General features: G+C 58.8%; 22 protein-coding genes and 1 tRNA gene. 9 read left to right on the top strand and 14 right to left on the bottom strand.

Annotated elements, in window-relative coordinates:
- Positions 1–254: 254 nt before the first annotated feature.
- Positions 255–800, bottom strand: coding sequence for a hypothetical protein (locus HDF12_RS19820; protein ID WP_179586215.1), 546 nt, complete (start codon positions 798–800; stop codon positions 255–257).
- Between the two features lie 421 nt (positions 801–1,221).
- Between HDF12_RS19820 and HDF12_RS19815 the strand changes: the two genes are divergently transcribed.
- From HDF12_RS19815 to HDF12_RS19780, 8 genes are all read left to right on the top strand, one after another.
- Positions 1,222–2,745 carry a DEAD/DEAH box helicase gene (locus tag HDF12_RS19815; RefSeq protein ID WP_179586213.1) on the top strand — a complete coding sequence of 508 codons (1,524 nt, stop codon included), beginning with the start codon at positions 1,222–1,224 and terminating at the stop codon, positions 2,743–2,745.
- A gap of 106 nt (positions 2,746–2,851) precedes the next feature.
- Positions 2,852–3,367 carry a VIT1/CCC1 transporter family protein gene (locus HDF12_RS19810; RefSeq protein ID WP_179586211.1) on the top strand — a complete coding sequence of 172 codons (516 nt, stop codon included), beginning with the start codon at positions 2,852–2,854 and terminating at the stop codon, positions 3,365–3,367.
- Between the two features lie 124 nt (positions 3,368–3,491).
- Positions 3,492–4,631: an acyltransferase family protein gene (locus tag HDF12_RS19805; RefSeq protein ID WP_179586209.1), complete on the top strand. Its 1,140-nt coding sequence runs from the start codon at positions 3,492–3,494 to the stop codon at positions 4,629–4,631.
- 119 nt (positions 4,632–4,750) lie between these two features.
- Positions 4,751–5,050 carry an acyltransferase family protein gene (locus tag HDF12_RS19800; protein ID WP_179586207.1) on the top strand — a complete coding sequence of 100 codons (300 nt, stop codon included), beginning with the start codon at positions 4,751–4,753 and terminating at the stop codon, positions 5,048–5,050.
- A complete protein-coding gene (locus tag HDF12_RS19795) occupies positions 5,041–5,829 on the top strand; it encodes an acyltransferase family protein (protein ID WP_373563971.1) in 789 nt (262 codons plus the stop codon). Before HDF12_RS19800 ends, HDF12_RS19795 begins: the two co-directional genes overlap by 10 nt.
- 189 nt (positions 5,830–6,018) lie before the next feature.
- The gene (locus HDF12_RS19790) at positions 6,019–7,656 is read left to right on the top strand and encodes an ABC-F family ATP-binding cassette domain-containing protein (RefSeq protein WP_179586203.1); all 1,638 of its coding nucleotides are present in this window, start codon (positions 6,019–6,021) and stop codon (positions 7,654–7,656) included.
- Positions 7,657–7,894: 238 nt separating this feature from the next.
- The gene (locus HDF12_RS19785; RefSeq protein WP_179586201.1) at positions 7,895–8,296 is read left to right on the top strand and encodes a DUF2237 family protein; all 402 of its coding nucleotides are present in this window, start codon (positions 7,895–7,897) and stop codon (positions 8,294–8,296) included.
- 273 nt (positions 8,297–8,569) lie between these two features.
- Positions 8,570–11,956, top strand: coding sequence for a TonB-dependent receptor (locus HDF12_RS19780; RefSeq protein WP_179586199.1), 3,387 nt, complete (start codon positions 8,570–8,572; stop codon positions 11,954–11,956).
- Between the two features lie 100 nt (positions 11,957–12,056).
- Here the strand turns inward: HDF12_RS19780 and HDF12_RS19775 are convergent, their stop codons facing one another.
- Entirely contained in the window at positions 12,057–12,380 is a 324-nt protein-coding gene (locus tag HDF12_RS19775) for a hypothetical protein (protein WP_257025749.1), read from the bottom strand.
- A 439-nt stretch (positions 12,381–12,819) separates the two neighbouring features.
- Positions 12,820–12,896 (bottom strand) — tRNA-Arg (locus HDF12_RS19770).
- Between the two features lie 123 nt (positions 12,897–13,019).
- On the opposite strand from HDF12_RS19770, the gene HDF12_RS19765 reads away from it, so the two are divergent.
- On the top strand, positions 13,020–13,592 hold the full coding sequence (locus tag HDF12_RS19765) for a DUF2911 domain-containing protein (RefSeq protein ID WP_179586195.1): 573 nt from the start codon (positions 13,020–13,022) through the stop codon (positions 13,590–13,592).
- A gap of 55 nt (positions 13,593–13,647) precedes the next feature.
- Here the strand turns inward: HDF12_RS19765 and HDF12_RS19760 are convergent, their stop codons facing one another.
- The 11 genes from HDF12_RS19760 to HDF12_RS19710 all read right to left on the bottom strand — a co-directional run bounded on the left by HDF12_RS19760 (position 13,648) and on the right by HDF12_RS19710 (position 22,648).
- A complete protein-coding gene (locus HDF12_RS19760) occupies positions 13,648–13,929 on the bottom strand; it encodes a hypothetical protein (protein WP_179586193.1) in 282 nt (93 codons plus the stop codon).
- Position 13,930: 1 nt separating this feature from the next.
- Positions 13,931–15,475 carry an aminomethyl-transferring glycine dehydrogenase subunit GcvPB gene (gcvPB, locus tag HDF12_RS19755; RefSeq protein WP_179586191.1) on the bottom strand — a complete coding sequence of 515 codons (1,545 nt, stop codon included), beginning with the start codon at positions 15,473–15,475 and terminating at the stop codon, positions 13,931–13,933.
- Between the two features lie 14 nt (positions 15,476–15,489).
- Positions 15,490–15,825 carry a hypothetical protein gene (locus HDF12_RS19750; protein ID WP_218892508.1) on the bottom strand — a complete coding sequence of 112 codons (336 nt, stop codon included), beginning with the start codon at positions 15,823–15,825 and terminating at the stop codon, positions 15,490–15,492.
- Between the two features lie 3 nt (positions 15,826–15,828).
- Positions 15,829–16,173, bottom strand: a complete 345-nt coding sequence (locus HDF12_RS19745) for a hypothetical protein (protein ID WP_179586189.1) — start codon at positions 16,171–16,173, stop codon at positions 15,829–15,831.
- Positions 16,174–16,175: 2 nt separating this feature from the next.
- On the bottom strand, positions 16,176–17,519 hold the full coding sequence (gene gcvPA / locus HDF12_RS19740) for an aminomethyl-transferring glycine dehydrogenase subunit GcvPA (RefSeq protein WP_179586187.1): 1,344 nt from the start codon (positions 17,517–17,519) through the stop codon (positions 16,176–16,178).
- Positions 17,520–17,522: 3 nt separating this feature from the next.
- Positions 17,523–17,912, bottom strand: a complete 390-nt coding sequence (gene gcvH / locus HDF12_RS19735) for a glycine cleavage system protein GcvH (RefSeq protein WP_179586185.1) — start codon at positions 17,910–17,912, stop codon at positions 17,523–17,525.
- 49 nt (positions 17,913–17,961) lie between these two features.
- Positions 17,962–19,098, bottom strand: a complete 1,137-nt coding sequence (gene gcvT / locus HDF12_RS19730; protein ID WP_179586183.1) for a glycine cleavage system aminomethyltransferase GcvT — start codon at positions 19,096–19,098, stop codon at positions 17,962–17,964.
- 258 nt (positions 19,099–19,356) lie between these two features.
- Positions 19,357–19,923, bottom strand: a complete 567-nt coding sequence (locus HDF12_RS19725) for a hypothetical protein (RefSeq protein WP_179586181.1) — start codon at positions 19,921–19,923, stop codon at positions 19,357–19,359.
- Positions 19,923–20,372 (bottom strand): hypothetical protein, encoded by a 450-nt coding sequence (locus HDF12_RS19720; protein WP_179586179.1) that lies wholly within the window; start codon positions 20,370–20,372, stop codon positions 19,923–19,925. The genes HDF12_RS19725 and HDF12_RS19720 overlap by 1 nt, the downstream gene beginning before the upstream one ends.
- Before the next feature lie 69 nt (positions 20,373–20,441).
- Positions 20,442–22,070: an acyl-CoA mutase large subunit family protein gene (locus HDF12_RS19715; RefSeq protein WP_257025748.1), complete on the bottom strand. Its 1,629-nt coding sequence runs from the start codon at positions 22,068–22,070 to the stop codon at positions 20,442–20,444.
- 71 nt (positions 22,071–22,141) lie between these two features.
- Positions 22,142–22,648, bottom strand: a complete 507-nt coding sequence (locus HDF12_RS19710) for a hypothetical protein (RefSeq protein ID WP_179586177.1) — start codon at positions 22,646–22,648, stop codon at positions 22,142–22,144.
- Between the last annotated feature and the right edge of the window lie 449 nt (positions 22,649–23,097).

The following is a 23,097-nucleotide window of genomic DNA, read 5'->3' as shown; positions in this document are numbered from 1 at the left end:
AGCGGGTGACACGCTGCCTGCGGTGACATCGCCGCTAAGCGGTTGGTCGGATGCAGTTAAACTGCCAATCCCGTACACGCCCAACCCATTACAAATAAAAGAGCGTCTGATTCCACGCCACACCAAAGCTGTTCATCCGCGGAACCGCCTGTTCATTTGCGGACGCGATTCATCGAACTCAGTGGCCATTGTTCATAGGTAGTGGGTCAATTTGAAATCCGGGCAACCAAGTTACCTATAACCCCGTTTTTCATTCAGAGGTATGTTGCTGCTAGCAGGGTAGGGTTGATGCTGCTTCCAGAGCGAAGTTCTTGCACCAATGCCGACTGGCTGCGAATCAGCACCTGCTCTTCCGTAAAGAGAAGCCCCACGATGTTTTCATCGATCAGCTCAGCGCAGAGAAGCCCGAGCAAGCTATAGAACTGATCTCTAATTTCTCCCACGGGTATTCCTCCAGGACATGCGTAGGTGATGGAGGAGTGCGCCCGATGCGAAGCCCATTGTGGAAGTTCTTGCCCGCCTAGCGCGGATGTATCGAGCCGACGATCGAAGAACTGCATGGTGATGAACATCTCGTTCAGTTTGATAACTGCGCCTTCACCATCACTCACCGAAGTAGCGAAGAATTTCACGGGATCAAGGTCCCGCCTCCACCCTTTCTTCATTGCTTGTGAGAGCCTCTCGGTTGTAAAGCTTTCAAACCGCTCTTGAAGAAAAATGATGCTGACGCCGCTCACTGCTCTTTCTGCCGACTTGGAAGAATCAGGCTTACGTGACCAAAACTTCCACATGATCGCCATTCTAGATCGGTATTTCTCCCGCAAAGTCGCTTTTCCGGCAACTTTTGTCGTTGCAAAACTGATTCGCTACCTCTTGAGCGCAGCCGCAATCGTCAATCGCACTGCCACTGTGGTATGCTGATCTTGTACTCTGACTAAAAGGAGTGCGGGCACCGCAGGCAAAGACTCTTCATGGACTTCGGAGTTTGGCCAGAGACTGCGATTCGCCTCATCCCACCGCATACCTTCCCGCACTTGGAAGTCGCGCTGGTTGCTCTGGCTGGAAGACCCGTCAACGGACGAGTCTCGCCGTGCAGCAGCAGCGCTTCGATACCCGACAGCAATGCTGACTAATTGAAATCCATGATGCCGCGCTGGCATCCCTGCACCCCTATGCCGTTCTATAACGCCCCTCTATCCGGGCCACCAGACAGGAAAAACTTTGAACTCTGCAACTCTAGAACAGAACGAACAGATCGCTCCAAACCAGCAGCACTCCACCCCCGAAGCCAACGCAGGCGTCGCGAATCTCGCAGGCCTCCCTCTCGTTGAGGACGTTCGCTTCACAGACTTCAACATCTCGGACTCCCTCAAGAATCGCCTCACCAGCGCCGGCTTCACGATGCCGACCCCGGTTCAGGCCAAGGCCATCCCCCCCGCCCTCGAAGGCTCCGACATCCTCGCCACCGCCTCTACGGGCACCGGCAAGACTCTCAGCTTCCTCATCCCGATGATCCAGCGCATGGATGCCAACTCCGTCCCCAGCACCAAGGGCAAACGTGGTCCCATCCGCGCCCTCATCCTGCTGCCGACGCGTGAGCTCGCCATGCAGGTTCTCGAGGCCTACTGGAAGCTCGTCCCCGGCTCGAAGAATGACGCAGTCCTCGTCTGCGGCGGCCTCTCCGAGAACAACCAGCTCGATCAACTCGACCGCGGCCCCCGTCTCGTCGTCGCCACTCCTGGCCGCCTCGAAGACTTCCTCCGCCGTCGCGAGATCAACATCAACTCGGTCGAGATGCTGGTCCTCGACGAAGTTGATCGCATGCTCGACATGGGCTTCCTTCCCGCCATCCGCCGCATCGTCGGCGCGCTGCCGAAGACCCGTCAGACTATGTGCTACTCCGCGACCCTCGACGCGAACATCCGCGAGATCGTCCGCGACTACGTCAACAAGCCAGTCCGGATCGAGATCGGCCAGACTTCCAAGCCGTCCGACCGCGTTGAGCTCCGCGTCTACACCGTCATGCAGGACCAGAAGCTCGGCCTGCTCGACCAGATGCTGAAGCAGGAAGAGGGAACCTTCCTCGTCTTCTCGCGCACCAAGCACGGCGCCGACCGCATCTCGAAGAAGCTAGAGAAGCTGGGCCACGACGCGGACGTGATCCATGGCGACCGCAGCCAGTCTCAGCGCACCGCCGCTCTGAAGGGCTTTGCCAACGGCCGTCACCGCGTCCTCGTCGCTACCGACGTAGCCGCCCGCGGCATCGACGTGCAGGATATCGCCCATGTCGTCAACTACGACCTGCCCAACGCCTCTGACGACTTCGTTCACCGCATTGGCCGGACCGGCCGCGCGGGCAAGAAGGGCGTAGCCACAACGTTCGTCATGCCCCAGGAGCGTCACGACGCCCGTAAGCTCGAGCGCGAACTGAAGATAAAGTTCGAGTGGCGCGAAGCCGATAAGAACCTTGAGAAGGAGGTCCGCAACGCACCCCTCGACACAACAGCTCAGGGTCAGGACCTCATGCAGCTTGAAACCCGCTCCTGGAAGGGCAACGATCCTGTCACACCGATGACGACGCCCAGCGCCAACTACGGCGGCAACAAGAGTGGATTCCGCAGCCGCAACGGCGGTGGAGGTTTCTCTGGTGGACGCAACTCCGGTGGCCGTGGCCCCGGCGGTCGTCCCAGCAGCAACAGCCGCCCCGGCAGCAGCCGCTCCGGCCCAGCCCGCCGCGGTCAGTAACTCCCGGCACTCAGACAAAGACGCTCCGCTCTGCCAGCCAACCAGCCGCAGAGCGGAGCGTTCGTCTTTCCATCGCGGTATCCTGAAGCTCCACCGGATCAAACCAATGTCAGAGAATATTCCCAACCTCACCGAGTTCAGCGAAATCGTCGGCAACGACAAAAACTTTGTCCTGCGCATCGTCCAGCCAGGTCTAGCCGGTCTCATGGACGGCTCCGTCTCCACCTTGGCACCTATCTTCGCCACCGCCTTCGCCACTCACAACTCCCGCACCGTCTTCCTCATTGGCGCGGCATCCGCAGTCGGCGCGGGCATCTCCATGGCTTTCTCCGAGGGCCTCTCCGACGACGGCGAGCTCACTGGCCGCGGCAACCCCATCTTTCGCGGTCTCGTCACCGGCCTTATGACCTTCATCGGCGGGTTCCTCCACACGCTCCCATTTCTCATCGGCAACGTCCATACCGCCCTCACCTGGGCCTACGCAGTCGTGGGTGTCGAACTGGTCGTTATCGCGCTCATCCGCCATCGTTACTTCAAGACCAGCTTCGCGCTCTCCTGCCTTCAGGTCATCGTAGGCGGTGGCCTGGTCTTCGCCGCCGGTGTTCTCATCGGCCAGTCCTGAACCACCGCCTTCACTAGGGACCGCCTCGAACTCTTGGTATCCTCGAAGAGCGGCTGCACCCGCCGTTCCACGGAACTCCTCTCCCGCCTCTCGAATCGGCTCCGCCAAACAGTTCGGGGATGTAATGAAACTTCGCCGCATCACAACGCACGGAAACTGGATTCCCGAAATTGACGGCCTCCGTTTCGTCGCCATCGCTGCCACCTTGTTCGTACACATCCTGGCCGAAATGGTGAACCGCAGCGGTCAAACCTTCTCCGCGCTCGCTCAAAAAGATGTTCCCGAACTCGTCGAACGCGGCGGACGCGGCGTGCTCCTCTTCTTTGCCATCAGCGGCTTCATTCTCGCGCAGCCTTTTCTTCGCCAACATCTGCTTCATGGCCAGGCCGTCTCCATCAAGGCCTTCTTCAAACGCCGCCTGACCCGGCTTGAGCCGCCCTACATCCTCTGCCTTCTCCTCTACGCTCTTGTCCTTGCCATCTACGAGCATCACCTCTTCCCGCTTCTCCTGCCCCTGATCGCTCACATCTTCTATCTGCACAACTTCACCAACCTTCCCCCTATCAACTTCGTCACCTGGAGCCTGGAAGTGGAGGTACAGTTCTACATCCTCGCCCCCGTCCTCGGACTCCTCTACGCTATCTCCTCCACCCTCGTCCGTCGCAGCGCCATCGTCTCGCTCATCGCCGCCAGCACAGCGTTCCAATACCTCACCCACGGCACCGCCTCCTGGAACCTTCCCGGTCAGCTCCAGTTCTTCCTCGTCGGCTTTCTTCTGGCCGACCTCCGCGCGACCCGCACCGAATCCACCACCAGCCGCTGGTGGGACCTCGTCAGCGTAGTCGTCTGGGTCGCCATCTTCGCCCTGCCCACCTCCTACACCTCCCTCTGCCTCCCTCTGCTCATCCTTCTCGCCTACCTCGCCACCTTCAACGGCCCCGCCAGCCGCCAGATCTTCCGCACCCCATGGATCGCCCTCACCGGTGGCATGTGCTACTCCTTCTACCTCATGCACATGATGGTTATCTCCATCGCATTCCGCCTCACCCGCAGGCTCCTCATCCCATCGAGCCTTCCCATCAGCTTTCTCATTCAGGTCATTCTTCTTGGCGCCAGCATCTATGTCTTCTGCACCGCCTACTTCATCCTCATCGAGCGGCCCTGCATGGACCCCAAATGGCCCCACAAGCTCGCCTCAAAGCTCTCCAATCTAAGTCGTCCGCGCAGGGCCGTCGTCGTCGAAACCAGCGTCGAAAACCGCTAGTTGTCGGTCGCAATTCTTCAAGTCGGCTGCAGCCAGCCGCCTCGCTATCGACGCAGATACCCGAACCGCACTGTCGACGCCCTCCCGTCATGCAGTTCGCATCCCGTTACAATCCATTTATGTCCAGGCCAAGCAAGCTCCAACTCGACTTTATCGATGGACTTCGCGCTATCGCGGCCTTGTACATCCTCTTTCATCACGCTCTGCAGTCCACGGGATATTTTCCGCCGGCGCTCCATTTCATGGGACGTGGGCACGATGTGGTCGCGATCTTTATCACGATTTCAGGGTTTTACCTCGCACTTCCCCTTGCTCAACGGGGGAACTGGAACCTCGAGGCCACTCGCTTCTACCAGAAACGAATGCGCCGCATCCTGCCGCCATACTTTGCGGCGATCGGTGTCGCTCTGTGCTGGTAGCTGCGTTCTATAGCTACAAAAGCCATCCTCAAGACTATCTGGGCAATCCCTTGAGTTGGTCGATGATCGTATCGCATTTGTTGTTAGTGCAGAATTGGATCCCATCTCAGCTGACGACACTTGACAGACCCTTCTGGACGATCGCGGTCGAGTGCCAGATTTATGTACTCTTTCCGTTGTTAGTGTTGTTGTGGCGCTACGGAGGGAGATGGCTGACACTCGCAGTGGGTTTTGTCGTGGCTCACGGAGTTTTTTACGCGACCCACTACGGTGGCAACGCAAACTTTCTCTTCCTCTTTGTAGTCGGAATGTTGGGTGCGGAGCTCGCTTTCTCTCATCAACTCAGGAGATGGCTTGGACCCGCCACTCTGCTGACCGTGGTCGCTTATCTCGTGTTTATTCAGAGGCCCGGCAGCTCCTTTGTCATAGCAGATATCCTGGTGGCCCTCAGCGCTGCATTTCTCATGGCATATCTCACTCAACACCGCGATCACTGGGGAAACAAGGTTCTGGGAGCGAAGCCGCTGGCCTGGATCGGCACCTTTTCGTACAGCCTGTATCTCGTGCACTCATTCCCCGAGGTGATCGTAGAAAGATGGATTCTCGCCTCAAAGGGCGGCATCTTCGCTGATTCCAATAGAAATGCAGCGATCTTGATGATCTTTGTCGTGTCTCCAATCGCTATTGCGGCAAGTTACGGATTTCATCTCGTCTTCGAGCGCCCGTTCCTGACCCAGAAGCGTAAGGAGGCTGAACAGAGGCTGGCCGCTAGAGTATGAACCTTGAGCTGGCGACAGCCTTCCGCGCTCGATAGGTGCTCAACGCGTGTATCGGAAAGCGACGTGTTTGCTGTTTTAGCGTTAGGGGGAATATTCGCGATAGGGTGTATCGAACTTCGCGTTTCTCAGCGTATTCACAATGTCTGCGAGGCAAACGGCGCAAAGAAACTGTAAAATGAAAGTAATACCATGATCTCAGTATCCAACGTCACTATGCGCTATGGCTCGAAGCTCCTCTTCGAGGATGTTTCAGTCACCTTCACCACAGGCCGACGCTACGGCCTCACCGGCCCCAACGGCGCCGGCAAATCCACCTTCATGAAGTGTCTCACCGGCGAGATCGATCCTCAGAAGGGCACGGTCGTACGCCCAAAGAAGCTGGGCGTACTGAAACAGGATCAGTACGAATTCGACGCCTTCCGCGTGGTCGACACCGTCATCATGGGCAACAAGGGCCTCTGGGCTGCGCTTGAAGAGCGCGAGATCATCTACGCCAAGCCCGAGATGACCGACGAAGACGGCTCCCGACTCGGCGAGCTCGAAGGTATCGTCGGCGACGAAGACGGCTACGAAGCCGAGTCCAACGCCGCCGTCCTCCTGCAAGGTCTCGATATCCCCGACGAGCTCCACGAGCGCAAGATGTCCGAGCTGCAGGGCGGCCAGAAGGTTCGCGTTCTCCTCGCCCAGGCCCTCTTCGGAAACCCACAGGCGCTCCTCCTCGACGAGCCCACGAACTACCTTGATCTCGAGTCCATCCACTGGCTTCAGGACTTCCTCACCCGTTATAACGGCACCGTCATCACCATCTCGCACGACCGGCACTTCCTCAACAACGTCTGCACCCACATCGCCGACATCGACTACGAGACCATCATCACCTACAACGGTGGCTACGACGACATGGTCCTCCAGAAGACCAGCATCCGCACCCGCATCGAGAGCCAGAACGAACAGCGCGAAAAGAAGATCGCCCAGCTCAATGACTTCATCGCCCGCTTCTCTGCCGGCACCCGCTCCAGCCAGGTGAACTCCCGCAAAAAAGAAGTAGAGCGCCTCGCAACATCAGAGCTGGCCCGCTCCAACATCGCGCGCCCGTTCATCAGCTTCAAGATGGAGCGCCCCTCCGGGAAAAACGTCCTCGAGTTCGAGCAGGTCAACAAGTCCTACGAGCAGAAGGACGGCAGGACAGAGCATGTCATCAAGAACTTCACCGCCTCCGTCACACGCGGCGACAAGGTCATCCTGATGGGCCGCAATGGGCAAGGCAAAACCACACTCCTCAAAGCCCTCCTAGCGAACGGCCCCGGTATTGAAGAGTCCGACGTCTCCATCGACTCCGGCACCGTCAAGTGGGGACACGAGGTCTCCATCGGCTACTTCGCACAGGATCACAAAGGCTCGATCCAACTCGGCATGACCGCCTCCGACTGGCTTCACCAGTTCGACCCCCAGGCCACCAAGGAAGACATCCGCGGCATCCTCGGCCAGATGCTCTTCAAGGGCGAAGAGGGACTCAAGAAGACCGACGCACTCTCCGGAGGAGAAGCCGCACGTCTGCTCTTCTGCAAAATCATGCTGCAGAAGCCGAACGTCCTCGTGCTCGACGAACCCACCAATCACCTTGATCTCGAAGCGATCAACGCGCTCAATCAGGCGATCCAGAAGTACGAAGGCACGGTCTTCCTCGTCACGCACGACCAGGATCTGATCGAAGAGGCCGGCACCCGCATCTGGCACTTCGAAGGCGGCCCCACCGACTTCCATATCACCGATCACAAGGGACCGTACGAGGAGTACCAGCAACAGCTCGCCATCGCTGCAAAATGACGTCCTGCCGGACGGGCCCGCTACGCGCGGGGCGGTCACTTCGTGACGCATGTAGCGGTCCCGGCAGGATGGACCTCGATGGTTCTCCCGTTGGTCGAAATCAATCTATTCCCCGACCAACGGGAGGACTACGCGAAGCTTTAAAAAGGCGTGCGAACGCCCGCTCCGCGCGCAGCGGGCCCGTCCGGCAGGACGTATTCTTTCCAAAAGTGGGATACTAGAGCCGTACAGGAGTCTCATGCCCACCGTAGAACCCATCAAAAACCGCGGCAAAAACGTCCTCGGCCAGCCCCTCGACATCTGCGGTTGCGAGCCCATGACCGGCTTCTACCGCACCGGCTGCTGCGAGACCGGCCCCGACGACCACGGCGTCCATACCATCTGCTGCGTCGTCGACGCGTCCTTCCTCGAAGCCTCCAAGGCCCTCGGCAACGATCTCAGCACCCCCATGCCGCAATTTGGCTTTGAAGGCCTCAAACCCGGCGACCGCTGGTGCGTCTGTGCCGCTCGCTGGCTCCAGGTCCAGCAAGCCGGAGCAGCCTGCCCCATCATCCTCGAAGCCACCCACGAGAACACCCTCAAAATCGTCCCCTTCGAGCTCTTAATCCAGTACGCGGTCATCCCCAGCCAACTCCACTAGCCACTTTTCTTCTCACACAAAAACACCACGGGATATCTCAGCCTCCTCGTAAAGAGGCGGCCGGCGAGGGCGTTTTGTCGCCTGATGCCAATTCCGACGCTCAAAAGGTCACTTGACAGTCCCCACCCCAAAGCCTGAGTGTTTAAGTACTACAACAAAGTCATTTTAGGTTGCACGCGAACGTCTCCGGAAGACACGAAACCCGGATTCCAATAGCCGCTAACCCTTCACACACCGTTCCTTTTTTAATCGGTGTTTCAGGAGCCAGTACATATGAAACGTCCCTCCGTCTCTAACGGTTTGCTCGCGTGTGTCGCAGCAGCCCTCCTCGCGTCCCTTAGCTATCCCGTCGCCGCCCAGACCGCCGCAGTTGGCAACATCGCCGGCACGGTCACCGACACCTCAGGAGCTGCCATCCCCGGCGCCGCCGTCGTCGTCACCAACGTCGACACTGGTGTCTCCCGCTCCATCACCACCGGCTCCGATGGCTCCTACAGCGCCACCTTCCTCCAGCCCGGCCACTACGAAGTCGTCCTCGGCGGCGGTGGCTTCGGCAAGATCGACCGCAAGAATCTAACCGTCACCGTCGGCCAGGTCCTCACCGTCGACGCCGCTCTGCCCACCGCCTCCGTCTCCACAGAGGTTCAGGTCTCGACCGAGTCCCCAATTATCGACACCGACAAAAACCAGATCTCGCAGACCATCGACCAGCACCTCATCTCCAACTTGCCCGTCAACGGCCGCCGTTGGGATAACTTCGTGCTCGCCACCCCCAACGTTGCCCCCGACGGCAACACCGGCCTCATCAGCTATCGCGGCGTCTCCGGCCTCTACAACACCAACCTGGTCGACGGCGCCAACAACCAGCAGGCCTTCTTCTCCGAGGCACGCGGCCGCTCCATAGGTGCCCCCTACGTCTATCCGCTCGAGTCCATTCAGGAGTTCCAATCCAGCGTCAGCGGCTACTCGGCTGAGCTCGGCCAGGCTGCGGGCGGCATCGTCAACGCGATCACGAAATCAGGAACCAACCAGTTTCACGGCGACGTCTTCGAGTACTACCGCACTCCCGGCTGGAACGCCCTTGACCCCCTCAACAAGTACAACGGGAACCTCACCCACAATCCGTTCCTCCTCAATCAGCCCGTAAAGACACAGAACCAGTTCGGAGTCTCGATCGGCGGACCCATCCTCAAGGACAAGCTCTTCTTCCACTTCACCTACGATGGCTACCGCAAGGTCAATCCCATCACCTATCTCTCCACCTACAACTCCGCGACCACCAGCGTAGCCAACCTTACTCATCTCTGCGACGGCGGCACCACCTACGTTTCGGACGCGGGAAACATCTACCCCACCACCATCACCGGCGTCAGCGCGGCCCAGTGTTCGCAGGCGGTAGGCTTCATCCAGACCAAGCTCCTCGGCTCCTTCGCGCGCAATACCAAGCAGGACATCTACTTCCCGCGTCTCGACTACCAGCTCAGCTCGAAGACCCACCTCTCGGCCAGTTTCCTCTTCGAAAACTTCAAGCAGCCCAACGGCTACAACACCTCCACCACCGTCAACAACGGCTCGGTCACGCAGAACGGCGGAGTCAACTTCCACCAGCGCTACGTCGTGGCTAACGCCGAGACCCAACTCACCTCCAACTCGGCCAACGTGGTCCACTTCCAGTGGTCGCGCGACCTTGAGACCGCCAGCACCAACTCCGGCGGCCCGGCTCTCAGCATCGGTAGCTCCACGGTTGGCGTCGCGGCCTATGGCGAGACCTCCGCCCTTCCCCGCGGAGCATTCCCTGACGAGCACCGCATTCAGATCACCGACATCTACTCCACCATCTTCGGCAAGCACTCCGTCAAGCTCGGCGTAGACGTCAATCTCATCCACGAGCAGATCGCCAACCTCTTCGGCGGCGACGGCAGCTTCTCCTACTCCACCGGCACCGTCGAAGCCGAATTCGCCAACTGGATCCAGGACGTCTATCAGGTCAACGGTGGCCGTCACTATAGCTCCTTCTCCCAAACCACCGACCCCATCACTGGCATCGGCGCAGATGACTTCTGGAACAAGAACCTCGATATCTTCGCCGAAGACGACTGGAAGGTCACGCCAAAGCTCCTTCTTTCGCTCGGTGCGCGCTACGACGTCCAACTCGTCCCCCAGCCCGACCGTCCCAACACGACCAGCACTCCGGCCTTCAACGCCACCTCGGTCATCAACACTGACTACCACATGGTCGCGCCCCGCATCGGCTTCGCCTGGAGCCCGCACGAGGGAACCGTCGTCCGCGGCGGATACGGGCTCTTCTTCGGCCTGACCTCCAACTCCACCTGGTACACCCTGCGCCGCGAAAACGGCGTCTACCAGCAGCAGTTCAGCACTCGCACCTACAGCCCCAGCGGTACATACAGCGCAATCACCGGCGCTCCCGCCGGCGGCCCCAACCGTAAATTCAACGGAAACTCCGGCGCAGTTTACGATAGCTTCGCACCGCAGGGCGGCATACCAGCCTTCACGCCTCCCGGACCAGCTCCCATCAACCAGGTCACCGGAGCCCCAACGCCCGCCTTCAACCCAGGCCTCCCAGCGTCCACCCTAAACATCCGTGGCGCCGCACCCAACTTCCTCAACCCCTTCACCCACTCCTATGACCTGGCAGTCGAGCAACAGCTTCCGCTCCACTCCACCCTCTCCATCGGCTACGTCGGAACCCGCGGCATGCGTCTTCCCATCTTCGTCGACACCAACGTGGACCCCGTCAACGGCGTCATCTCGAACCGCCCCTACTACTCATCCAGTGCATCCGGCGTCACCCCTATCATCGTTCCCATCTACACCAAGCGTCTCTCCACTGCCACCGGCTCCATCCTCACCGGCCAATCGGACGTCAACAGCTGGTATCACTCCATGGCGGTCTCCGTTCGCAAGCCCCTCAGCTACGGCGTCGAGGTCCTCGCCAACTACACCTGGGCCAAGACCATGGACGGAGGACAGTCCGGCGCACCTAACGGTACCTTCAACGGCACCGACGCTCCTCTGATCCCCTTCGCCGAAGGTCACCGTCAGGGTCGCGGCGCAGAATATGCCCGCTCCGACATCGATCAACGCGGCCGCTTCGTCGGCTCCATCGTCGCTACGTCGAAGCTCCCTATCGCTATCCGCTACGCCGCCTACGCCGCCAACGGCTGGCAGCTCTCCGGAAGCTACACCGCACAGACTGGATTCCCCGTCACCGGCTTCATCAACGGGACCATCTCCTCCGCGCTTGGTGGGGGCGACGGCGGTGTTACCGGCGCAGTCCTCACCTCCGGCACCGGAACCCGCGTCCCCGACCAGATCGCTCGCCGCAACGCCTTCACCGGTCCCGGCGTCCACAACTTCGACTCGCGTATCTCTCGCAGCTTCCCGGTGCACGAAGGCATGGCAATCGAAGTCGCAGCCGAGGCCTTCAACCTCCTCAACCACCGCAACATCCTCTCGGTCAATAACTCGCTCGTCAACTACACCGCAGCCTCCACCTCGACCTCGCCGACCAGCTGCAACTTCCCCGGATCGTCAGGCTGCTTCGCTCCCAACCCATCCTTCGGAACCCCAACCAGCACCTCCAACATCCTCTACGGACCCCGCCAGATCCAGCTGCTAGGCAAGTTCGTCTTCTAACCAACTCAAACGTAACCAGCAACAGGCAAAAGGCGGCGGCCCCGGTGTAATCGGAGCCGCCGCCTTCCCCTTTTAACTAGCGAAAAATCGCTTGAAACAACTAGTGAACAGTCCGATTGCCCGGCGAGACTTCCTGAATCATCCAGAAGAGAAAAGCGGTGGACAATCCAAAGAGCAACCATCCATTGAGCGCCTCAATCGGTCCCAGCAGTCGCCAGCGATCTTCCAGAAACAGATTCTGATGTCCGTATGTTGTCATCGCGCCGAACGAATAGAGCATCGCAGCCTTCGGATCTGGGAGAGCACCAATGACGTAGTAGGCGACAGCCCAGATGCTGGTCTCTATCCCGTGCATAAGAGTTAAGACGAGAGTTGTAGCACCCATCACCACGGCAAATGCGGGCGTTCGGTGGCGGCGCTTCATAATATTCTGTGAAATCCGCAGCGACCTTTGGCTTATGAGCCCGAGGCCCAGCACATGAATAATCACTGTTATTACGATCAAAGGACAGCCCCATAACCAGTCTGCGCGCCAGGGCGCAGGAGATTCCATGAGAAAGCCGGAAGCTACGTGCGCCATGCTCATTCGGACCCTTCCTAAGTGGCTATCGGGGCAAGTTACCGCAGATGCCGTTGCTCTCTTCTTTGCCACGCACGCTTCTTCGAGCGAAATGGAATCGGCGCAACTGCATGCATTCCGTTCGCGACGAAGTAAGAAACAAAATAGTTAGAAAAGTTCGCCTGGGATATTGGTAAAACTCTCAGTCCCTGACGTTTCTGGTAGAGGGAGACTGGAGACACAAATCTCCTTCGTCCCGCAAAGTCAGCTTTGGAGGAACTGGCCATCTATATCGATGTGGGGGTGGTGCGCCCGAGAAGATTCGAACTTCTGACCTACAGCTTCGGAGGCTGCCGCTCTATCCAGCTGAGCTACGGGCGCATACCTCTAGCCTAGCACGATCGCCCCTGGTTGACAGCCCGAGCCCACCCAGTGGAGCATCAACTCCAGCACCGAAAAGCCTTCCTAACCGCAGCCCAGCGCATCACGAAAGAGAGACCAAGAATGCACCTCCGCTCCCTCGCCCTAGCCGCCTGTTGCACTCTCCTCACCACCGCAACCACGCTCCAGATCAACGCGCAGAGCGGAGGCGTAAAGATGGACAGCGCTCAACCGTCGGCAAAGCCCCTCGCCAGCCCCGCCGCCACCGCCGAGGTCAGCCTCAACGGCAAGCAGGTCACCATCAAATACAATTCGCCCCGCCTCAAAGGCCGCACCATCGGCACCACCATCGTCCCCTACGGCCAGGTCTGGCGCACCGGAGCCAACCCCGCCACCACCCTCATCACCGCCACCAACCTGAAGATTGGCACACTCGATGTCCCCGCCGGCACCTACACCGTCTACACCCTGCCCAACGCCAGCCAGTGGCTGCTCATCGTCAACAAGCAGACCGGCCAATGGGGCACCGAGTACTCCGAAGCGCAGGACCTCGGCCGCACGCCCATGACCAGCCAGACCCTCCCCGCCTCGCAGGAAAACATGTCCATCTCCTTCGAACACACCAACGGCGCCACCACCGAGCTCCACGTCAAATGGGCCACCACCGACGAATATGTAACCGTCAAAGCTCAGTAAGCGAACTCAGCGATTCAAGACCGACGGAATAAGTCGAAGCGGCGAGTAGAGATCCCTACTTCGCCGCCTCCTTCTCCAGTTCGAGCCGATCCAGCCTCAACCGTTCCATCACCGAGGCCACCAGCTCCTTCGCTCCGTTCAGATTCATCAACACTGCCTGCAGATCCAGCGCCGGAATCGCAGGATTTCGCGTACTCGCGCAATAAACCCCATGCTGCCCAATCAGGATCAGCGCATCGGTCAGCACATCCAGCGTCACCGCCAGCCGCCCACGCGCCTCTCCCATCATGAACTCGTACTTCTCAAGCTCGTCCTGCCGATCGTAGAAGACGGACACGCTACCACTCCTTCGCGGCCGTATCGACCAGCACAGGCTCCGCAGCCACAGGGGCCTTCCAGCGCAGAATCGGCTTCCTCGCCGCCGTCGTCTCATCCAGTCGCTGCAGCCGCGTCGTATGCGGCGCCGTCTGCACCAGCTCAGGATTCTCCTCCGCCTCACGCGCAATCTGTTTCAGTGCATCGATCAGCAGATCAAGCTCCTCGCGACTCTCGCTTTCGGTCGGCTCAATCATCATCGCGCCGTTGACCACCAACGGGAACGAAACCGTATACGCATGGAAGCCATAGTCGATCAGGCGCTTGCCCATATCGCCTGTCTTCACGCCGTTCTTCGCCTGAATCTTGTCCGAGAACACAACCTCATGCAGCGACCGCGTCTTGTACGGCAACTCGAACGTGCCCTCAAGCTTCGCCCGAATGTAGTTCGCATTCAGCACCGCATCTTCGGTCGTCTGCCGCAGCCCATCCGGCCCATTCGCCAGAATGTACGCCAACGCTCGCACAAACATTCCAAAGTTGCCATAGAACATCCGCACACGGCCAACACTCTGTGGCCGGTTGTACTCCAGCCCAAGCGTTCCATCAGCCTTCGTCACCACAATCGGCGTAGGCAGAAACGGCTCCAGAATTTTCTTGCAAGCTACCGGCCCCGACCCCGGACCACCGCCTCCATGAGGAGTAGAAAACGTCTTATGCAGATTCAAATGCATCACATCGACGCCGAAATCTCCTGGCCTCGTCTTGCCCACCAGCGCATTCATATTCGCGCCGTCCATGTACAGCAGCGCGCCCTTCGCATGAAGAATGTCCGCAATCTTATGAATGTCGCTCTCGAACACACCAATCGTCGAAGGATTCGTCAGCATCAGCGCAGCCGTGTCTTCATCGACCATCCGCTCTAACTCAGCCACATCCACCATCCCCTGCGCATTCGACTTCAGGTTTGCAACCTCATACCCGCAGACCGCAGCCGTAGCCGGATTCGTCCCATGCGCCGAGTCGGGAATCAAAATCTTCTTCCGCGGATTGCCCTTCGACTCGTGATAAGCCCGCACGAGCAGAATCCCCGTAAACTCGCCATGCGCCCCCGCCGCCGGCTGCAGCGTAATCGCATCCATGCCCGTAATCTCAATCAACGCCTCGGACAGCGTCTGCATAATCCCCAGACAGCCTTGCGACAGCGACTCCGGCTGATAGGGATGCGCCTCTGCAATCCCCTCCAGCCGAGCGACGGCCTCATTCACGCGAGGGTTGTACTTCATCGTGCAGCTCCCCAGCGGATACATGCCAAGATCAATCGCGTAGTTCCACGTCGAAAGCCGTGTGAAGTGCCGGATGATCTCGATCTCGCTCAGCTCCGGCATCACGCCCAAGTCGGTACGCACTGCGTCGCCCAGCAGCGCAATCGAATCCACCGCAGGCACATCCAGCTCCGCCAGCCTATAAGCCTTCTTCCCAGGCGAAGACTTCTCAAACATCAAATCTTCGTTCTGATTCGTGTGCGTCGTAGCCTTCTTCGGCGTCCCTACGAACTTTTCAGACATAATCGCTCAGCTTTCTATGTGTGCGTCTGTTGCTTCAGCTCTGGTTTCTTTCGAATCTCAGTCCAGTACTCTTCGCGAACGTCCTCATCAATTTCAGTCGCAATATTCGTAGCGTACAGTGAATCTCCGCCCCTCTTCTTCGGTCCCGAGATCCAATAGGGTTCGGAGGTTGCAACATCGAAGTAGTTCGCCTTGAAACCATTTCCTTTCAAGCTTCGAAAGGCTTTACCTGCGTAATAGACTGTGTCGCCCGTTTTTGAGAAAGTGACACGTCCGATTCTTCCCGGCCCGGTCAATCCATCGCCTTTGTACTCGATGTACATGATCTTGGGCTTGATCGAATGAGCCATCGCCTAGAACTCCTGCGCATCCGCTGCGCCTCCGGTCTCCGAGTAGCTCCCCGACTCCGGTCCATCCAAATCTTCTTCCCGCAAAGAAAGCCCAAATACCGTGCCATTCTCAAACTCAATCGTCAGCGCATTGCCCTCTTCAAGCGATGCCTCCACGACCTTGTCATTAATCTGCGCGCACAGGGCATTCCGATACTCCGGCTCTCCATAAGCCACCGAAAACTCCGGAAACAACACATGCGGCCACGCATAAAACGTCAGGAGAGGAGCGTCAAAACGAAGCTGCAAAAAATCCTCAACAAACTCAACCGCCTTCAGCTCCTCGCCCACAATCGCCGACACATCCATCGCTAAGCCTTCTTGCCTGCAAGCGCCGTCGCAACCGCATCCATCTGCTTCCGCGTCGTCAACTCCGTCGCACACCACAAACTCGCATTCGGCCCGAGCTCCGGATACCACTTCGCCAGCGGCAATCCACCGATGATCTTCTCCCCAAGCAGAGCTGCGTTCGTCTCTTCCGCGCCCTTCGGCAACTCCAGCACAAACTCGTGAAACCGCGGCGCACCGTCAAACAAAACCTTCGCGCCAGCAGAGGCACCAAGCACGCTCTGCAGATAAGCCGCCTTCGCAAGATTCTGCTCCGCCAGCTCCTTCATCCCCTGCTTCCCATACACGCTCAGGAAGATCGTCGTCATCATCGCAACCAGCGCCTGATTGGTGCAGATGTTCGAAGTCGCCTTCTCCCGCCGAATATGCTGCTCGCGCGTCGACAGCGTCAGCACAAAACCGCGCTTGCCGTCTATATCCTTCGTCTCGCCGATCAGTCGTCCCGGCATCTGCCGCAGAAACTTCTCCTTGCAAGCAATCACGCCGCAGTAAGGCCCGCCGTATCCAACCGCCACGCCATACGACTGCGCCTCCAGCGAAACAATATCCGCCTCAGCCGGCGGCCTTACAATTCCCAGCGACACCGCCTCCGCAATCGAAACAATCAGCAGAGCGCCCTTCGCATGAGCAACCTCTGCAATCGCCGCAACATCTTCAATCGTCCCGAAGAAGTTCGGCGACTGAATCAACACGCAAGCCGTATCCTTCGTAATCGCTGCATCGAGCGCCGCAAGATCCGCGCGCCCATTCGCCGAGTATCCAACCTCAACGGTCGGAATCTCCTGGTGCTGCGCATACGTAGCAATCACCTCGCGGTACTCCGGATGCACCGTCCGCGCAATCACCGCGCCATCGCGGCCGGTCACGCGCACCGCCATCATGATCGCCTCAGCCGCGCCGGTCGAGCCGTCATACATCGACGCGTTCGCAATCTCCATCCCCGTCAGCTCGCAGATCATCGTCTGGAACTCGAACATCGCCTGCAGCGTTCCCTGCGAGATCTCCGGCTGATACGGCGTGTAGCTCGTCAGAAATTCACCACGCTGCACCAACGAGTCGATAATCACCGGCCGATAGTGCCGATAAACTCCCGCGCCCAGAAAGCTCGAATAACCAACCGCATTATTCTCCGCAAACTCGCGAAAGCGATCCAGAATCTCAGACTCCCCATGCTGCCGTGGAATCTTCAGATCGCGCTTTAGTTGAAACTCCGCTGGAATCGTAGAAAACAGATCGTCGATCGACGCGACGCCAATCTCGGCAAGCATCTCCTCGCGATCCACGGGGGACTTCGGCAAATAGCGCATCTTTTAGTGTCCGGTCTCTTCGCTGGTAAATTTCTCGTAGTCCGCCGCGGTCAAAAGTCCATCGACCTGCTTCGCATCCGCAAGCTCAACCTTCAACAGCCAGGTCGTATTCGCATCCGTGTTGATCTTCTCCGGAGCGTCTTTCAACTCTTCGTTGATCGCCGTCACCTTGCCCGACACCGGCGCAAAAAGATCCGACACAGCCTTCACCGACTCCACCGACCCGAAGCTCTTTGCAGCCTCAACCGTATCGCCCACCTTCGGCAGATCGACAAACACAATGTCGCCGAGCGAGTTCTGCGCGTAGTCCGTGATGCCGACGGTTCCAATGTTGCCGTCGACCTTGATCCACTCGTGTTCCTTCGTATAGCGGTAATCCGCAGGATAAGCCATTCGTCGTTCTCCAGAAAAAGTGTGTGTAACTCAATTGTAGATGCTGCGGCTATGCGGATTTCTTCGCCCGTTTATAGAAGGGAAGCGGAACAACCTTCGCCTTCACCATCTGGCCGCGAATCTCCACGGCAACCTCGGTATCAAGCGCGGTGTATTCCACAGGCACATAGGCGATGGCAATATTCTTTTTCAAAAACGGCGACGGCGAACCGCTGGTAATCTCGCCAAGCCGCATTCCTTCAACCGAAAACACGGTATATCCATCCCGCCCAATCCCGCGCTCGATCATCTCCAGCCCAACGAGCTTGCGGCCCGGCCCACCCGCCGCCTCTATCGCCAGCAACGCGGCGCGCCCAACAAACTCCGGCTTGTCGAGCTTCGCATACCGCCCCAGCCCCGCCTCAAACACATTGATCGTGTCCGAGATCTCATGCCCATACAGCGCCATTCCAGCCTCGAGCCGCAGCGTATTCCGCGCCCCCAGCCCACATGCCAGAATCCCGAACTCAGCGCCCGCCTCCAGCACCTCGCCCCACACCCGCGCGCTCGTCGGCTCATCCGATGGAATATAAATCTCAAATCCATCCTCGCCGGTATATCCCGTGCGAGCGATCATCACGTTGTGCAGCCCGCACACCTGCCCCCACGTGAACCAATAGTTCTTGATCGTGCTCAAATCCGTCGAGGTCAGCTTCTGCAGCGTCTGCGCGGCTCTCGGCCCCTGGATCGCAAGCTGCGTGTAATAGTCGCTGAAGTCGTTCACATGCACGCCCGGCATATGCCCTATCGTCTGCCGCACCCACTGCACATCCTTCTCCCGCGTCCCTGCATTAATCACAATCAAGTAATCATTCTCCGAAAGCTTGTGCACGATCACGTCATCAACAAAAGTCCCATTCGGGTACAGCATCGCCGAGTAGTGCGCCTGCCCAACCGCCAGCCTCGAAGCGTCGTTCATGCAAAGATGCTGCACCGCTGCCAGCGATCCCGGCCCACGCAGTTGAATATCCCCCATGTGCGACACATCGAACACGCCCACCGCCGTCCGCACCGCCATGTGTTCCGCAATCAATCCGCAGCAATCCACCGGCATATCCCATCCGCCGAAGTCGACCATCTTGGACTTAGCTGCCCGGTGCACCGCGTTCAGTGCTGTCTTGCGAAGTGGTGTCATTGTCTCTGCCATGGGCTACTTCCTTCTATCTCTCTCGTGAATGCTGACCACTAAAACGATAGCATCCGGCACCCGCATTCAACCACCCGTCCAGATTCGCGCTTTCACCCAATCAATGCATCCCGTTCCCCAAAAACTTCGTCAACTTCCCCTGAATCAAGCACAAGGCTCGCGCCGCTTCATCGAAGCATCGCTGGAGATGCAGACGCAAAGAGTGGTGGGATGTCTCACACTCTTTCGAAGCCTCCGTGCGCAGCAGCACGCTCCGGACTACTCTCTCGCAGACTGCGCCCGCACTGTCTCCACCCGCTGTTTCAAAGCCTCAAAACCAGTGTCCGTCACCTTACCCGAGGTCTGCCACCGCACGCCGCCCTGTCCATCAACAACGAGAACGTAGGCATCCTCTGCACTGGAGTATCGCGCAATCGTTCGCCACTCTGCCTCATGGGAAAAAACCGGCAAAAAATGCGGCTGTTCTGCTTCCGGCACGCCGGACTTGATCGACTTCACGACCATACCGCGAATTAGCTGCGGCACGGACTCTAGCACCGGCATCTGGAAGTACATTACGTCGTGCGAGTCGCGATAGCTCTGGGCTAGCCGCTGTCCCCAACCTTTGCAGACATCGCCTGAGCTCTTCGAAAAGCCGAGCACCAGCACGCCGACCCCACCTTTCAATTGCTGCGGCAGAGACACCGGTCGCCCGGCAAATGTAGTCCCTTGGAAACTCGGAATCCTCACCGTTGCAACCTGACCCGCAGGCGACGGCACGAACCATCCGGCTAGCAGAATCCCCAGTGTCAGCCTCCACACCGCTCCTCCAAACGTAGTCCGCATCAGCCCAGCACCTTCACCGTCCAGAACAGAAAAACCAGGGCATAGCCATTGATCAAGGCGGTCCGTAACCAATGGGTCCTCAAAATCTTTGCCAGGTATGGACTCTCCGGTCCGCGTTCATCCCTTGCCAGCCGGCCCTGCCACCGTCCCCAAAACGCAGCCGTCAGAAGGATCGAAAGCGACTGAAACACCAGCGCCGCCCACCCACACCACCCCGGCGAACCGACCGGGTGGTACCAGAGCAGCGCGATGTTGCCCAGAAGGGCCAATCCCACCGGGGCAAATATCCAGTACGGAATCTTACGAAAGTGGACCATTTGCACATCGTGGAACTGTGCACGCCCGATCAGCTTCCACGTCCGGAAGATGTCGATCTCATGGGCCCAGATCGTTCCAACGTTGTAGAACGCAAGGGCAAGATTCAAGAGAAGGAATACGCTCGCGCTCATAATCCAATCCTCCATCCGATTGTAAAAACGAAGGCGGCGCCATTCACCCGCCAGGCTTCTTGCCGCGCTTCATACCACAACACTCTCCCTATACTCCCCAAACACCCGCCGCAGTGCATCCGCCAGCTCGCCCACGGTCGCCATCGCCTCTACCGCTTCCACAATCCTCGGCATCAGGTTCTCCCCGCTCCGGGCCGCATCTTCCACGCGTCCCAGAGCCGCAGCATGAACCCCCGCATCCCGTCGCGCCCTTAGCGCACGAACACGCTCCACCTGCCGCCCCTCCAACGCTTCATCAATCCGCTGAATCGGCACCGCAACCTCCTGCTCGCTCCCAAACTGATTGACCCCAACCACAATCGCCTCCTTGGCATCCACCGCTTGCTGATACCCATAAGCCGCATTTTGTATCTCACGTTGCACATATCCACGCTCAATCGCCCGCAGCATCCCGTACTTACCTCCCAAATCAAAACGAGCGATCGTAGCCAGATACTCCTCAGCACGCCGTTCAATCTCATTCGTCAGCGACTCCACATAGAACGATCCCGCCAGCGGATCAACCGTCTGTGCAACCCCACTCTCATGCGCCAGAATCTGCTGCGTCCGCAGAGCAATCCTCGCTGCATTCTCCGTCGGCAAAGACAGCGCTTCATCGAACCCATTCGTATGCAGACTCTGCGTCCCACCCAGCACCGCCGCCAGCGCCTGCAGCGTCGTTCTCACCACATTGTTCTCCGGCTGCTGCGCCGTCAGCGTAGACCCCGCCGTCTGCGTATGAAACCGCAGCATCCAGCTCCGCTCCTTCTTCGCGTCAAAGTGCTCCCGCATAATCTGCGCCCACATCCTGCGCGCTGCACGAAACTTCGCCACCTCTTCCAGCAGATTGTTATGCGAGTTGAAGAAGAAACTCAATCGCGGAGCAAACGAATCCACATCCAGCCCCGCATCAATCGCCGCCTGCACATACGTCATCCCATCGGCCAGCGTAAACGCCACCTCCTGCACCGCCGTACACCCAGCCTCTCGCATGTGATACCCCGAGATCGAGATCGTATTCCACTCCGGCACCTCGTCGGCCGCCCACGCGAAGATATCCGTCACCAGCCGCATCGCATGCGTCACGGGATAGATATACGTCCCGCGCGCAATGTACTCCTTCAAAATGTCGTTCTGAATCGTCCCACTCAGCTCTTTGATCTTCGCCCCCGTCCGTTTCGCCACGGCGACATACAGCGCCAGCAGAATCGATGCCGTCGCATTGATCGTCATCGACGTCGAGATCGTATCCAATGCGATTCCATCGAACAACCGCTGCATATCCTCGAGCGAATCAATCGCCACCCCGACCTTCCCCACCTCACCCAGCGCCAGCGGCGAGTCCGAGTCATACCCAATCTGCGTCGGCAGATCGAAAGCCACACTCAAGCCCCCTCTGCTCTTTGCTCCAGCCCCATGCGCCAGCAGAAATTTGTACCTCTTATTCGACTCCTCCGCATCGCCCATCCCCGCATACTGCCGCATCGTCCATAGCCGCCCGCGATACATCGTCGGCTGAATCCCCCGCGTAAACGGATACTCCCCCGGCTCGCCCACCATCGCCGCAGCATTGAAGCCTTCAAGATCCTCAGCCCGATAGACCAGCTCCACCGGAATCCCGGAGCTCGTCTCCGGCTGCTTCAAGTCCGCCTGCTTCAAATTGTTTTTCCCGTCGTCAGACATGCCGAACAAGTGTACCCGTCCGCACACCTCCCCAGCGACGGCGAACGTTAGCTCCGCTTGCCCCTGCGACTCGCCTTCACAAAACTGCTGAAGCAAAAATATCCAAACACCACTGCCATCGCCACCGCCAGCAGCAAATGCATATGCGCGTCATGATTTCCCGCTGCCTCGTGCCACTCCCCACGCATCTTCCACGCATTGCTCACCGCAAACACCGCGAAGATCCCGAAGAAAACCCCGGTAAACTCCAGCCAAAGCTGATTCGAAGCCTTCACAAACGGGCCCCAGATGGCCTCGCCAAATCGCTTCCCGCCGCGCTTCAAACCCTGTCCCGTCTGCACCACCTGTGCCGTCGTCCGTGCCGCCTTCTCCCCCAGCCGAGCGCCCGACGACTCCGCCTTGCTCCGATCCTCGCTCCCCCCAGCAACCTTAGCGCCCGTCGTCTTTCCGGCAGAGGGGTTCGGCGCCGTCGCCGCGTCCACCGCCGTCACCAGCGTCTTAGCCGCCAGCCGAGCCCCAATCCCAAGCGCACGACCGAACCGAACCGAATCCATATCCAGAGTGTAGCCGTTCCCCCTTGCATCGACGAAATCATTCCCACCCCGACCGCGCCGCTTTCATCAACTTTTACCTTCGCCCGGCGCATCGTTTCCCCGAAGATCGGAATCAGACACAAATAGGGGGCAACACGATGAAGAATACTCTTTGGATGATTGGCGGATTCTGTGCCGCAGCTGCTGGTTTTCTGGTCCTCGGATGCCGCCGCACCCCAACCGTAGAGCTTCTCTCCCACAGATTAGAAGACACTTGGGCCGACCATCACACTGTTGTTGAAACCACTTAGCTTCCTATACCACCTCCGTGCAAGAAATGCCGTTGCAGCGGAAACCGCCATGGGCGTATTCTTTAATCAGTGGTAGCGATTCAGACATACCCGCAATGCCGTTCCCGCCGGTCACCTTCGCTGGGAATACCCGATGCGTGGAGTAGTTCGAACGATAGG

The organism is Tunturiibacter gelidiferens (assembly GCF_013410115.1).
GTDB lineage: Bacteria > Acidobacteriota > Terriglobia > Terriglobales > Acidobacteriaceae > Edaphobacter > Edaphobacter gelidiferens.
Note: the sequence above shows the minus strand (reverse complement) of the source record. Positions and strands in the feature narration are given on the sequence as shown.